The organism is Finegoldia magna (genome assembly GCF_003182075.1).
In the GTDB taxonomy this organism is placed as follows: Bacteria; Bacillota; Clostridia; order Tissierellales; family Peptoniphilaceae; genus Finegoldia; species Finegoldia magna.
Map to the genome: position 1 here is coordinate 1 of NZ_QGTH01000007.1, position 13672 is coordinate 13672.

Sequence of the window (13672 nt, forward strand, 5' to 3'; positions counted from 1 at the left end):
AATGACCTAGCTGATGGAGCTGTAAAAAATAATAAGAAAGACAGTTTTGCTATTAAAATTTCCATACTTTTGGCAGTAATTTTACTAGGAACTGTAATTTTTATCTTCAACTCGTTAAAAACTGACAAGTATGAGTATGTAAAGAAAACTTTTGGAGATTATCATGTGAATATAAGTGGAATTGACCAAGGTTTTTATGATAAATTAAAAAACGATAAAGATATAGAAAAAGTTTCTTTCAATAAAGTAATAAAAACAGACTTAAATGCAGTTATATATGAAAATGGAGATCCTGCAAGCCTTTTACGTTATGATATTAAGGAAGGAAAAAAGCCAGAAAAAGCAAATGAACTTTTAGTTCCAGAGATATTTTTGATAAAAAATAAAGAATATGATTTGGGTTCTGAAATAACTGTTCGTGATAAAACTTATAAAATAGTTGGTACTTATGAAGATTTTAGCTATTCATTTGAAGAGGCTATGCTTGTAGGTTTATCTAAAAGTGATGATAAAAAAGTCTTGTTTGAAAAAAATGTTGGTACCGAAGCAGAAATTTGGTATAAAAATATAAGAGATACCTATACAAAGACTAGGGAAATTTTATCAGAAATGAATATTGATGAGAACCATGCCCTAGATATTGGTAGAGTATTTTATAATAAAGATATCTTAGAATATAAAATGGTCTATCCAAAAGGAATCATTCCACCAAAAAGTGTTGTAAACTCAGCTTTAGAACAATATGGAGCAGCCTTCTTTCTTTGTCTACTTTTTGCATTTATCATTTATGGGGCTTTTAATGTATGGAACAATAGGGATTTAAAGGAAATTGCTCTATTAAAAAGCACTGGGATGACAGATAAGCAGGTAAAGCAATTAATTCGAAAGAAAGCATTTAAACTTTCAACCTTACCAATAGCCTTGGGAACAATCTTATCTTTGGCTTCTGCAAATCTGCTCTTATATTTGATGTGGCTTAATAATACAAAATCTTATCAAAACATATCAAATATTTTAGGTCAAAGTGTAAAATCTATGGATTTCCATTTCATATTTCCAAGCCCTATATCTATTTTAATAATTATTTTGTTATCCTTGATAATGGTTTATTTTTCAGCATTGATCCCTGCCAAGAAAAGTGCGAAGATAAATGTTATCGAAGGTTTAAATGGTATTACAGAAAAAATATTAAATTAGGAAAATCAAAAATAAATGGATCTATAGAAAAGACTTTAGCAAAAGATTATTACAGGTCTTATCGCTCAACCTATCGAATTATTGTAATTTCCATGGCTCTGTCTGCCTTGGTACTGACTAATGTTTTAGTAAGTCGGGCATATGGAAGTTTAGAGGAAAAATATAATAACTACCAAAGTCCTTACAATTTTGACTCTAGTATTTATATAGGTGATTTTTTGGATAAAAACTTTGTTCATGATATAGAAGAAGTTGAAGGCATAGACCAATTGCATGTATACCAAAGAGTTGATACAAAATTTTACCTTGGTGATAATAAGGACTTTATTTCTAAAGATTTAAATGAAGCTTTAAATAGCGGTAAAATACCGGAAGATAAATTATATTCCAATATATATGCCTTAACAGATGAGGATTTCGAAAAACTTTTAAAAGAAAATAATATTTCGGATGCAAAGTATTTACTACTAAATAAAATTCCAAAAGATAGTGGAAGTCCTTATACTTTTAATGAATATGTAAAAATTTCTGATAAGGATACAGGAAAAGTAACTTTAAAATATAATGCAAATGGTAAGTCCATGCCTATAAAAATAGATTCAAGTATTGATGAAATGCCTTATAATCTAGAAGCTTATAATGACAATCAAATATCTATCTTTACAAGTGAAAGTTCTATGAAAAAATTTATTGATGAATATGGAATAGATGAAGGCAACCCAGTTTATTACTACTTTGTAAAAATCAAAGCCGATAATAATAAAGAAAAAGTATTTGAAGATGCGGAAAAAGTAATTTCGACCTATGTTCCAAAATCTGACCATGGAACTTCCACAGAAATTCTAAAAGCGGCTATGGATAAAGAAGTAATAAGGAATGAAAGACTTCTAAATCTAGCTATCCAAATCATTCTTATAACGATTGCTCTTTCCAATGCCTATAATAGTTTTAAAGGCAACCTTAGGGCAAGATCCAATGACTTTAAACTTCTATCAACAGCAGGTATGACAGAAAAACAAATGGAAAAGATGGTCTTCGGAGAGGGGAAAATATTGTTTAAAAATATTTTCTTAGCCTATATCTTTATGTTCATTATTGGAATTGCATTGAGAGCCTATAGAAGTAACTATGAATTAGCATTTGCGATAAAAGGTCTGATAATAAATATGAATTATATCCCTCTAATAATAGTATTTGTATTTATGATTGCAGGAGTTTTATTTGCAATAAAAAGTGGTTTTAAAACAATAAATGAAAACTCAGATAATACTTTCAAGAGCATATAAGAAAAAGGCTGTGAGCATTAAACTCATAGCCTTTTTTATAGCACCAAACTTCCCGAAAATAAAAGATTGTATTAGATTCCTAGCCAAAACTGTACCTTTAGTATCATTAGCTTCTCGTGTTTTTATAAACTGAATATGGTCAATAGATGGATGACATTTGAATGAAGATACTAAAATTTTTCATCAGTTTTTTCACTCTTAGTTATATAATCTATTGCCAAATTTAGAGTTGATTTTATAGGATATATTTTTGTAATTGCCATACTAAATACCATAACTTTCTTTTGATTTATTAAGAAGTAGGGAATGTATATCCCATATCTCTTTTGCCAATTTTTCTATTTTTTCTCTCATATAATCAATATCTTTCTTGTAAATAACACCTGTCGTATTAGTAGCTTTTGCAATCTGGTTTATATTATTTGTTGCATTTGAAAGTAGCCATTGTAGGTTTCTAAATGGTTCTAGGTCTACAATATAAATTTCTTTTTCTAATACACATTTCCTAAGAAAGTGGGACATAGTTTTGCAGTTTGCAAGTTTCATTTTCTTTTCAAAAATTTCTTTTTCTTCATCTGTTAAATATATTTTTAGTTGATTTTTTCTTTTTCTATTATCCATATATTTCTCCTTTGTTCTTATATTTTGGGGTCTTAGGGTTCTCCCTAACAAGGTAAAATCATAAAATTATATAGCCTTATAAGCTATTGATTTTTTGATTTTTTCGTAAGTGGGTACTCACTTACTGTGCTTGCTATTATTAACAAGTCTTTAATTTATTTTCTAAGAATTTTTAAAATGAATGATATTAAGTGTAACTGTAACTTACAAAATAAAAACTTCCAAAATTAGGTAAGCTTGTTTTAAGAGTCTGTGTCAACCCATTATTATCAAGCCATTAATTTATGTAATCCTAATTTAAGAAGATTTATAACGGTAGGTTACAGGTTACAAAGTTACATCTGTATTTTCACTTGATTAGTTGTATCTATTTCTAATTGATTTTCTTTTTGCCATTCTTTTGGCAACAAATTATTGTCAACTTCTATAAAGTCAGTTTCGTTTTCTGTTTTCTTTTCATAATATAGTTTTACTGGGATTGAGACTCCGCTTGGCGATATTCTTTTGGTCTTTGATGACCTAACTGGAATCCATTCTTGGAAATAATTATCCATAATCTCTGAAAAAGACTTTGATTTTATTTGGTAGCCTTGCATGGTTAGTTCTTTGAAACAAGTTATATTTGGATCTGCACTTTTCGGCTTATATTCTTCTAAGAAATACCTAATGTCTTCCACATCTGGGTTTAGATATTTGAACTTTTCTTGCTCCTTATGCAAGTCTTTTAAAAGATTTTTTGGTATAGTCCATGCGTGAGTCTTGTTTTTAAAGATTTCATATCCTAAAGCTAGAGCCTGATTAAAATCTTCTCTTATACGTGACATATATTCTTTGTCTGAAAGTTTGTCATTGTTATTTTTATCTGGATATATAGTTCTTGCTCTTTTATTTGGGTTACATTCAACAGGTAAATATCTTCTTTCTCCAGTATGGTCATTAAGAAAAGTTCTTTCGTTTAATGTCCCTATAAAGATGCAAGTTCTTGGCACGTCTGTTGCATATTTTTCGTAGGGTATTCTTATTCTATCGCTTAGTTTTGATAAAAAAGATTTAGCTTCATTAGCCGATTTAGCATTTCTTAAAGCAACGAATTCTTCGATTTCAACGACAGTTTTACCCATAAGATTCATGATAGCATCCTTGCCTTGAATGTTTTCTATTGTACAAAACCAATCATCTGTTATGGACAAGTATCTTGCAAAAGTCGATTTACCTATACCTTGCCCACCAACTAAAACAATCATTTCATCAAACTTAGATCCTGGATTGAAAATTCTTTTTATCATACCCAATATCATATGTTCCATTATCCAATTATTAAGATCTGTATCATCCGCTCCCAAATACCTTGGTAAAAGTTTTCTAATGGTATTTTTATCTCCATTCCATTTTAAATTTTGAAGATATTGCTTTGGCGGGCTCACTTCATATTGGTGAGCTACAAAACGAATAGCTTCCCACATTTTATTGGCATTATAATTAATTCCAAAGTGTTTTTCTATCTCTAAGCCTAGTCTATTATTTAAAGAATCATCCCAAAGTCGTATTTGATTTTCCTTTATATTTCTTTCTCCGATAATTTTCCCCTGGAATTTTATTTCATTGGTAAATTTGTCAAAGAATATTTGTCCATCAATGATTTTTTGATTTTGACAATATTTGGGATTCAAAATAGCTGTCACAATATTTCCAGTAATTTGTCTAACCGTCCCCTTATCTGTAGTTTGCAAGTCTAAAAAGGCGTAAGTCTGATCTATTTCTGGGAATTTTAATTTAATATCTGTCATAAGCCTCACTCCTTTTCTTTTTACAATCATCTATTCTCTTTATTGTTTTATATTTATTCTCCATTTTATTCTCCTGTCTGGTATAAATAAGACTCCTGTGGTAAAATGAACTTGTCTAGAGAACACTTCTCACAGGAGTGTATGCCTTTACTCTTTGTAGTAGGGGCTTTTTTCTTTTTTTATTTCTTCATATATTTCTAAAATATAGATTAAAATATCAGTTTCATCGTCATTAAGTTTGCCGAACTTTTTAATAACTTTTGCTAGTTGAAATATTTCCTTGGCTATATTATCAGAAAGTCTGTAATCACTTACTAACTTAACCTCGTGATTTAATAGCATTTGTAAAAAATAATCTTGTTTTTTAAGTCCACTTATTTCAATCTTTTTGTTTATTAGATCATATTCTTCCTCAGAGACTCTAAAATTTAAAATTCGATTTCTTTTTCTATTTTTCTCTTTATTTCTAGTTTTTTGTGAAATTTCATCTAATGAATGTTTTCTAAACATCTTGATCGTCCTCTTCTAATAAATCTTTCCAGTCATTTGCCTTATTATTTCTTACTTGCGTTAAAGACAGAGCCATTTCTTTTTGTTTGCTAGGGAAGAGATGGGCATACCTATAGGTTATATCAATCGATTCATGTCCAACCCTATCAGCTATTGCAGTTGCAGAAAATCCAAGTTCAATCAAGAGTGAAACGTGAGAATGCCTTAAATCATGTATTCTAATTCTCTTTACTTGAGATTTCTTAGATCCCCTATCCATTTCATGGTGCAGGTAGCTCTTAGAGAAATTAAATATTAAGTCTTTTGGTTTTAACTTATAAAAACTATCTATATATTCTTTAATCTCATCAGTTAAAAATTCAGGCATAACTATTGTCCTTATGCTTTTTTTAGTCTTAGGGGCTGTTATTACATTTTTCCCATCAATCCTTTGTAAAGATTCATCAATTTTTAATGTATGCCTTTCAAAATCAAATTTCTCTTTTGTTAAGGCTAATAATTCTCCCATTCTAAGACCACACCAGTATAAAAGTTCGAAGGCATAGAATGATTCAGGTTTATCTTTAATAGCTTCTACAAATCTTTCATATTCATCTTGAGTCCAAAAGAGCATTTCATCAGCTTCTTTTTCTCCCATAGATCCAACATCACGAGCAACATTAGTTTTTAAATTGTAGTACCTACAAGCATGATTTAAGATACTAGATAACTGGGCATGAATAGTTCTCAAATAAGTAGGAGAGTAGTTTTTCCCATTCTTATCCTTAATCTTCATAAGCTCATTTTGCCATTGAATGATGGTTACATTATTAATCTCATTAAGCATTAGATCACCAATATAGGGAAGTATTTTTTGATTTACAATTGCTTCTTTTGTCCTCCAAGTATTTTCTCTTATTCTTGGTTTTCTATCCCTCTTGTAAAGTTCAAAAAACTCCCTAAAACTCATATCAATTGATTCAGAATGTTGATTTAAGAATTCTTGTTCCCATTTTAATGCTTCTTTTTTTGTTGAAAATCCACGTTTTTTCTTAGTTAATTTTTCTCCTTTCCAGTTGGTGTAATAAAACCTGCAATACCAAGTTTTATTTCCACTCTCATCTCTGTATGCTGGCACTTTAAACCTCCTTTGTATTTGTTGGTTTATAGCAATACTTTTCCATAAAGTATTCTCTATTTACCTTTCCTCTTTGTACACGATAACCTAATTTAAGTAAGTCTTGATTCATATCGTTTATTATCTGATATGCTGTTGTCCTACTTACATCAAGAAATTCTTGTACATCTTTTGCATTCATAAAAATACCTTTCATAATGTCCTCCTTTTATAGTTTGTAAGGTTCTACATCCTCAAAAAAGGCGAGCATTAATTTATATGTCTTACAATTTCCGTTCAATATCGAACGGTATGTATATATAATAACAGTTCATATTTGTTCTGTCAAGTTTTTTCTATTTATTTTTTTCTAAAATATTCAGATACTTACAAATATTTACAACAGAACAGTTTTGTTGAGCTTTTGTTCGTTTTGTGATAAAATATTTATAGTTATCGTGAAATAAGGAGGAGTTAGTTTGATTTCTGGAGAAAAATTAAAAAAGTTAAGACTTATGAGAAACTTAACTCAAAAAGAACTTGCCATTAAGTCTGGTTTGACAGATGCTGCTATAAGAAATTACGAGCTTGGAAATAGATCTCCAAGTAAAGAACAATTACAAAAAATATCCGAAGCACTTGATTGTGATATATCAGCATTAATCGATCATGAACCTAATTCTATTTTTGAAATAATGCATATAATTTTTGATTATGAAAAAGACATGAAGTTTAGACCCTTAGCAGGCGATGGAGAAATCACAGGGCTTTTATCAAATGATGTAGACTTCAATAATTTTCTTATAGAATGGAATGAGATGAGAAAAAAGCATTACAATGATGAAATAACAGACGAAGAGTTTGAAGATTGGAAGCTATCTTACCCTAAAAAATCAAGATTTTTAAAATAAAAATATGTACTCAAAAGACCGTAGCTTGAAACTACGGTCTAATTTTTTTACATTTCTTTTTTATTAAATATTCTAATTGCAAATATATAAATTATAATTATAAAAAATGTTGTCGTTAATAAGGCAATGATACTGCTGTATAGAGATCCTGTGATCGCAAAATTATATATATAGAAAAATGGGGTAAAGAAGTTAAATACAGGTAAGTATCTTCCTACGCTCAATATGGCATATATGGAAAGGCTTATAATAAGATTAACCCATGTATTTTTTACTAGGGTAGAGATTAGTGTCATTATATTTATTAATAACAGATATTTCAATATCAATACTAAACTAACTGAAGCATATAAATTGATTGATATATATACATCATAAAACAATAGGCCTAACCGTAAGATTATTAGAGATGTTATCATGCATAAGATACAAACTATATTCATCATTAAGCTTTTAGTTAATAAAATTTTCTTTCTTTGAACACCTAGCGATAGCAAATTATAAATTCTACCTTCTGAAACTTCTTTAACAATATAATCGCTAAAGATAATGGCAGTTATCAAAAATCCTAATTGTGAAATGTACTTACTAAATTGATCTATATAGTTTTTAGCCGATATATTTTTAGTATAGTGGTCAAGAATAGCCTTTGCTTCGCCCATATTTTCAGGAAATAAAGCTTTCATTATTTCTGGAGTATATCTAGTCAATAAAATAGAAAAAAATGAGATACTTATAAAAGATAGCATCAATATTAATAATTTATTCTCTCTATTAATTTCAATCCACTCTTTTTTCATTAAAGTATCCTCTTAATTTCTTGTCTGGATTTAATGGGGAGTACATTTTCTGTACCTTTCACTTTTTCTATAAAGTTACTAATGCTTTTTTTCTTATCAAAGCTATAAAAATATACTTGCTTATCATATAATAAATTTTGCAAATGGATTAGTTCCTCTTCATTTAAATTTTTATTTATTGTTAAAGTAGAATCTTTTACTTCAATATTCTTTCCATCTAAAAACTCTGAAAATATATTTGTTATTTCCTTTTTTTCAATATTTTTTATTAAATGAATTTCAAGACTCCCTTCACAAAGCTTATTGAAATTACTTGATGTATCCATATATATTATTTTTCCGCCATCAATAAAAGATATATAGTCAACGATATCCATTATAGAATCAACATCATGGCTACTTATAAGAGTTGAAAAATTTCCTTTTTGTTTCTTTATAAGCTTTAATAATTCAATTTTAGCTAATGGATCTAGTGCTGATGTCGGTTCGTCTAATAACATCAAGTCAGTTTCTGAAATAAGAGATAAACCTATAGCTAATTTTTGCTTCATGCCTCTAGAATAATTTGAAATTAATTTATTTCCATCATCTTTTGAAAGACCTATTTTATATAAAATGTCTTCTGGACATATTTTTTTCGATTTTTTAGAAACTTGAGAGCAAAAAATTAAAAATTCTAATCCAGTCATATAAGGGTAAAACATAGGTACATCTGGTATATAAGAAGTTTTTCCCGTATAATGAAACTGCCATTTTACAGTCCCATCATATGGGATAATATCAGATATACATTTCATTAACGTAGTCTTACCGCTGCCATTTTCTCCTATCAATCCAATTATAGAATTTTTAGGAATAGATAAATTTAAGTCACTTAGTATCTTTTCGTGACCATACGTTTTTGTTAGATTTAAAATTTCTAATAAATTTTCCATCAATATTTCTTTCTACCTACTGCTAAATATGCTATAGGACCAATTATCTGCACAAGCACTACAACAAGTGTCCAGATAACTTTTTTCTTGACATCAAATTTTGGGTTTCTTACGATACTTAAAATACAATATATTACAAGCACTAAATATACTGTCAATCCTCCTATATAAACAGGTAGTATCGGTCTAATCATTTCATAAAATTCACTCATAATTGTCTCCTTTACTTTTCTTTAATTGAGAACAATTTATATAAGCCATGACTTGCTAATATAAATAAAATTGTTCCTAAAATTATTGATTTATAATCAATTACCTTAAATAAACCTAAGACCATCAAAAGAACAGAGGTAGCGATAAGATAATAATATGGTGCTTTTCTCCTATTAATATCTAAATTCTTACTCTCCCTATCTGAAAAAACTGGAATTTCTTTATTTCCATCTGATTCAATTATCAAGATCTCTTTATTAATCATTCCAGGATAAGTAGCTATCATACCTTTGGGTGAGTTATAAGGTCTTAATTTCACGTTGCCTAAACTAAACTTTCCAATATTAAGTGGAGCAGTAAAAACTTTTAAATTCATTTCCTTTAAAAAATCAGAATATTTTTTTCTTTCTGTATTACTCATATATCCAACATACTGTACTGAATACTTATAATCTGAATTAGTTTTTTCAAATTCATGTAAGATTGATCCACTTTTTACAAGACGATACCCTTCACTTGCAATTTGATTAAGGTATTTTTCTCTGCCTTCTATTGGATTCATAAAAACTCTTATTTTATTCATAATTTCCCTCCTTCTTTAATTTCTTTTCCCCCTCTAAGACTAAAGATCTCATCCTATCAATCTCTAATAAGACTAATTTTTTTCCAATGTCAGTTGCTATATATACTTTTTTTCCACTCTCCTTATCTTTATCAACTAACTTGATCCAGCCTTTTTTGCTAAGATTGTTTATCGCACCATACAGTGTACCTGGACCTAAAACAATCCTTCCTCCAGTTATTTCTTCGACCTCTTGTGAAACTTTATAGCCATAGTTTTCTTCTAGCATTGTTAGTAAAACTAAAAACATTGTTTCCGTCAAAGGAATATTTTTCTCTAAATTATCACCCATTATCAACACCCCCGTATCTAATTACCTAAAGTATATCACCAAACATACTACGTGTCAAGTAGTATGTTTAACGTAATTATTCTTAAAAAAAGACCGCAGCTTTTAACTACGGTCTTATTTTTTGTCCGAATGTAAACCACTTGGAACTATTATTCAATTTATTCTTTTTAACAAATGTTCCCATTTTAATCCCAGTTACAGTTTTTTATCTTCTGTAACCGTTGACTTTACAAAGCTTTTAATTTTTTTGCTACTATTCCCATTCAATTGTTGCTGGTGGTTTACTTGTAATATCGTAAACTATTCTATTGATGTGGTCTACTTCGTTGATTATTCTTACTGAAGTTTTATCTAATACTTCGTATGGGATTCTTGCCCAATCGGCTGTCATGAAGTCTGTTGTTGTTACGGCTCTTAGTGCCAATGTGTAATCGTAAGTTCTAAAATCCCCCATTACTCCGACTGTTCTATTGTTAGTGATTACTGCAAAGTATTGGTTGATGTCTTTGTCTATTCCTGCTTTTGCAACTTCGTCTCTGAATATATAGTCTGCTTCACGCAACACTTCTAATTTTTCTTCAGTGATTTCTCCCATAACTCTGATTCCTAGTCCTGGTCCTGGGAATGGTTGACGATATACCAAATATTCTGGCATTTCTAATTCTAATCCCAATCTTCTGACTTCGTCTTTGAATAAATCGCGAAGTGGTTCGATTAAATCTTTGAAATCAACTACATCTGGAAGTCCTCCAACGTTGTGGTGAGATTTGATTACTGATGCATCGCCTTGTCCAGATTCTATTACATCGGGATAGATTGTCCCTTGCGCTAGGAAATCTACAGATCCGATTTTCTTTGCTTCATCTTCAAATACTCTGATGAATTCTTCTCCGATGATTTTTCTCTTTTGTTCCGGATCTGATACGCCTTTTAATTTATTTAAGAATCTGTCTTTTGCATCTACTCTTACGAAGTTCAATTCGTCATTTTTGAATGCGGCTTCAACTTCGTCGCCTTCATTTTTTCTCATCAAACCATGGTCAACGAATACACATGTCAAGTTTTTGCCGATAGCTTTTGATAAAAGTGATGCACATACGGAACTGTCTACCCCACCTGATAATGCCAACAAAACTTTTTTGTCTCCGACAGTTTTTCTGATTTTTTGGATTTGTTCTTCCAAGAAGTTTTCCATTGTCCAATCTCCATCAGCTTTACAGATTTCATAAAGGAAGTTTTTGATAAGTATTTTACCTTCAACTGTATGGTTAACTTCTGGGTGATATTGAACAGCGTAGATTTTCTTGTCTTCATTTGCAATTGCTGCTACTGGGCAAGAATCCGTTATTTGAATGATGTCAAATCCTTCTGGTTTTTCTGATACGAAATCAGTGTGACTCATCCACACGATGCTTTCGTCGCTCATATCTTTTAAGATAGGACTTTGATTTGCAATTTTGGCATTAGTTTTACCAAATTCACGATTTTTTGCTTTTTCAACAACTCCACCAAAATCTTTGGAGATAAGTTGCATTCCGTAGCACATTCCCAAAATAGGAATATTTAATTCAAAAATTTCTTTGTCGATTTGTGGAGAATTTTCTTCGTAAACGCTATTTGGTCCACCTGTAAAGATTATCCCGATTGGTTGTTTTTCTTTGATAACATCCAATGCTTTTTTGTAAGGAACAACTTCGCAGTACACGTTCAAATCTCTAACGCGGCGAGCGATTAGTTGATTATATTGTCCTCCAAAATCTACTACAATAACTAATTGATGTTTCATTTCTACTCCTAATTATTAGTTAAATATTTTTCTATATAGTCTTCGTAATTCATTGATACGTCACGATAAGTTCCGTCATCAAATATTTCAATAATTCTATTTGCAACAGAAGATACAAATTGGTGATCGAGTGATGTGAACAAAATGTTTGATTTGAATGTAATCAAACCGTTATTTACAGATTCGATACTTTCCAAATCCAAATGGTTTGTAGGTTGATCGAACACCAAGACATTCGCCGGTGTTACCATCATTTTGGAAAACATCATTCTGACTTTTTCGCCCCCGCTAAGAACGTTGGCTTTCTTCAAAGCTTCATCACCTGAAAAAAGCATCTTTCCCAAAAATCCTCTGATGTGAATTTCAGATTTTTCTTCGCTGAATTGTCTCAACCAATCAATCAAATTCAAATCGCAATCTTCGAAGAACCTAGTATTATCTTTTGGAAAATACGTGTGAGTTATAGTTTGTCCCCATTTGTATTCTCCTGTATAATCATCATCGTTTCCGTTGATTATTTCGAAGAATTTCGTGATGGCGATTTCGTTTCCGATGAATCCAATCTTATCTCCTTTGTTTACTCTGAAGCTCAAATTATCGATAAGCTTGTTGCCATTTTGTTCTACAGTCAAGTTTTCTACATTCAAAATTTCATTACCAACTTCTCTTGAAAGCTCGAATCCAACGAATGGATAACGTCTACTAGATGGTTTAATGTCATCTAATGTGATTTTATCGAGAAGTTTCTTCCTACTTGTAGCTTGCTTGGATTTTGATTTATTGGCAGAAAATCTTTGAATGAAATCTTGAAGTTCTTTGATTTTGTCTTCTTTTTTCTTGTTTTGCTCTTTTTGCATTCGAAGTGCAAGTTGGCTTGATTCATACCAGAAATCGTAGTTACCAACGAACATATTAATCTTTCCGTAGTCGACATCGACCATATGAGTACACACTTCATTTAAGAAATATCTATCGTGAGATACTATGATTACAATTCCTGGAAAATCCATCAGAAAATCTTGTAGCCACAATATTGCCTTCAAATCCAAACCATTTGTAGGTTCGTCTAGTAGCAATATTCCCGGATTTCCGAACAAAGCTTGTGCCAATAACACCTTTACCTTGTCAGATTCTTTCAAATCTTTCATCAACATAAAATGTTGTTGTGTCGTTATTCCCAAACCTTGCAGCAAAGATGAACTTTCCGCTTCTGCTTCATATCCTCCAAGTTCTTGGAATTCTGCTTCTAATTCCGCTGCTCTCATTCCATCTTCATCGCTGAAATCTGGCTTCATGTATATAGCATCTTTTTCTTTTTGGATATCGTAAAGTTTTTTGTTTCCCATCAAAACTGTATCCATCACGCTGTTTTCTTCAAAAGCGTAGTGATCCTGATTAAGTTTTGATAATCTTGTGTTCTTATCTATCGTGACATTGCCTTTTGTAGGCTCTTTTTCTCCGGATAAAATTTTGAGGAATGTAGATTTCCCAGCACCATTCGCACCAATAACTCCGTAACAGTTACCTGGATTAAAAATTAGGTTAACATCCTCAAATAATTTTTTATCGGGGAATATGACACTTAAATTGTTAACTGTTAACATCTAAATCCCTCC

At 30.5% G+C, this 13672-nt stretch carries 13 protein-coding genes and 2 pseudogenes; 2 read left to right on the forward strand and 13 right to left on the reverse strand.

Annotated elements, in window-relative coordinates; translation table 11 throughout:
- Window positions 1-2483, forward strand: a pseudogene (locus tag DES33_RS09915) (FtsX-like permease family protein); the annotation flags it as partial.
- 33 nt (window positions 2484-2516) lie between these two features.
- On the opposite strand, the pseudogene DES33_RS03895 reads toward DES33_RS09915, so the two are convergent.
- The 6 genes and pseudogenes from DES33_RS03895 to DES33_RS03920 form a co-directional block, all read right to left on the reverse strand.
- Window positions 2517-2746, reverse strand: a pseudogene (locus tag DES33_RS03895) (relaxase/mobilization nuclease domain-containing protein); the annotation flags it as partial.
- 1 nt (window position 2747) lies between these two features.
- The gene (locus tag DES33_RS03900; RefSeq protein ID WP_110058116.1) at window positions 2748-3104 is read right to left on the reverse strand and encodes a plasmid mobilization protein; all 357 of its coding nucleotides are present in this window, start codon (window positions 3102-3104) and stop codon (window positions 2748-2750) included.
- 335 nt (window positions 3105-3439) lie between these two features.
- Window positions 3440-4921 carry a VapE domain-containing protein gene (locus tag DES33_RS03905; RefSeq protein ID WP_110058117.1) on the reverse strand — a complete coding sequence of 494 codons (1482 nt, stop codon included), beginning with the start codon at window positions 4919-4921 and terminating at the stop codon, window positions 3440-3442.
- A 117-nt stretch (window positions 4922-5038) separates the two neighbouring features.
- Entirely contained in the window at window positions 5039-5401 is a 363-nt protein-coding gene (locus DES33_RS03910; protein ID WP_110058118.1) for a plasmid mobilization protein, read from the reverse strand.
- Window positions 5394-6518: a site-specific integrase gene (locus tag DES33_RS03915; protein WP_110058119.1), complete on the reverse strand. Its 1125-nt coding sequence runs from the start codon at window positions 6516-6518 to the stop codon at window positions 5394-5396. The genes DES33_RS03910 and DES33_RS03915 overlap by 8 nt, the downstream gene beginning before the upstream one ends.
- Window position 6519: 1 nt before the next feature.
- Window positions 6520-6714 (reverse strand): hypothetical protein, encoded by a 195-nt coding sequence (locus tag DES33_RS03920; RefSeq protein WP_004835545.1) that lies wholly within the window; start codon window positions 6712-6714, stop codon window positions 6520-6522.
- Between the two features lie 262 nt (window positions 6715-6976).
- Between DES33_RS03920 and DES33_RS03925 the strand changes: the two genes are divergently transcribed.
- Complete coding sequence (locus DES33_RS03925) at window positions 6977-7408, forward strand: helix-turn-helix domain-containing protein (protein ID WP_004837508.1); 432 nt, start codon at window positions 6977-6979, stop codon at window positions 7406-7408.
- 47 nt (window positions 7409-7455) lie between these two features.
- On the opposite strand, the gene DES33_RS03930 is transcribed toward DES33_RS03925, so the two are convergent.
- From DES33_RS03930 to DES33_RS03960, 7 genes are all read right to left on the reverse strand, one after another.
- Complete coding sequence (locus DES33_RS03930) at window positions 7456-8208, reverse strand: ABC-2 transporter permease (RefSeq protein WP_110058120.1); 753 nt, start codon at window positions 8206-8208, stop codon at window positions 7456-7458.
- Entirely contained in the window at window positions 8208-9143 is a 936-nt protein-coding gene (locus tag DES33_RS03935) for an ABC transporter ATP-binding protein (protein ID WP_110058121.1), read from the reverse strand. Before DES33_RS03935 ends, DES33_RS03930 begins: the two co-directional genes overlap by 1 nt.
- Window positions 9143-9355: a PLD nuclease N-terminal domain-containing protein gene (locus DES33_RS03940; RefSeq protein WP_110058122.1), complete on the reverse strand. Its 213-nt coding sequence runs from the start codon at window positions 9353-9355 to the stop codon at window positions 9143-9145. The genes DES33_RS03935 and DES33_RS03940 overlap by 1 nt, the downstream gene beginning before the upstream one ends.
- Before the next feature lie 11 nt (window positions 9356-9366).
- Complete coding sequence (locus DES33_RS03945; protein WP_110058123.1) at window positions 9367-9939, reverse strand: DUF2812 domain-containing protein; 573 nt, start codon at window positions 9937-9939, stop codon at window positions 9367-9369.
- Window positions 9932-10270: a PadR family transcriptional regulator gene (locus DES33_RS03950; RefSeq protein ID WP_110058124.1), complete on the reverse strand. Its 339-nt coding sequence runs from the start codon at window positions 10268-10270 to the stop codon at window positions 9932-9934. Before DES33_RS03950 ends, DES33_RS03945 begins: the two co-directional genes overlap by 8 nt.
- Before the next feature lie 253 nt (window positions 10271-10523).
- Window positions 10524-12056, reverse strand: a complete 1533-nt coding sequence (gene guaA / locus DES33_RS03955; protein WP_110058125.1) for a glutamine-hydrolyzing GMP synthase — start codon at window positions 12054-12056, stop codon at window positions 10524-10526.
- Window positions 12057-12064: 8 nt separating this feature from the next.
- Window positions 12065-13660, reverse strand: a complete 1596-nt coding sequence (locus DES33_RS03960; RefSeq protein WP_110058126.1) for an ABC-F family ATP-binding cassette domain-containing protein — start codon at window positions 13658-13660, stop codon at window positions 12065-12067.
- Window positions 13661-13672 lie beyond the last annotated feature (12 nt).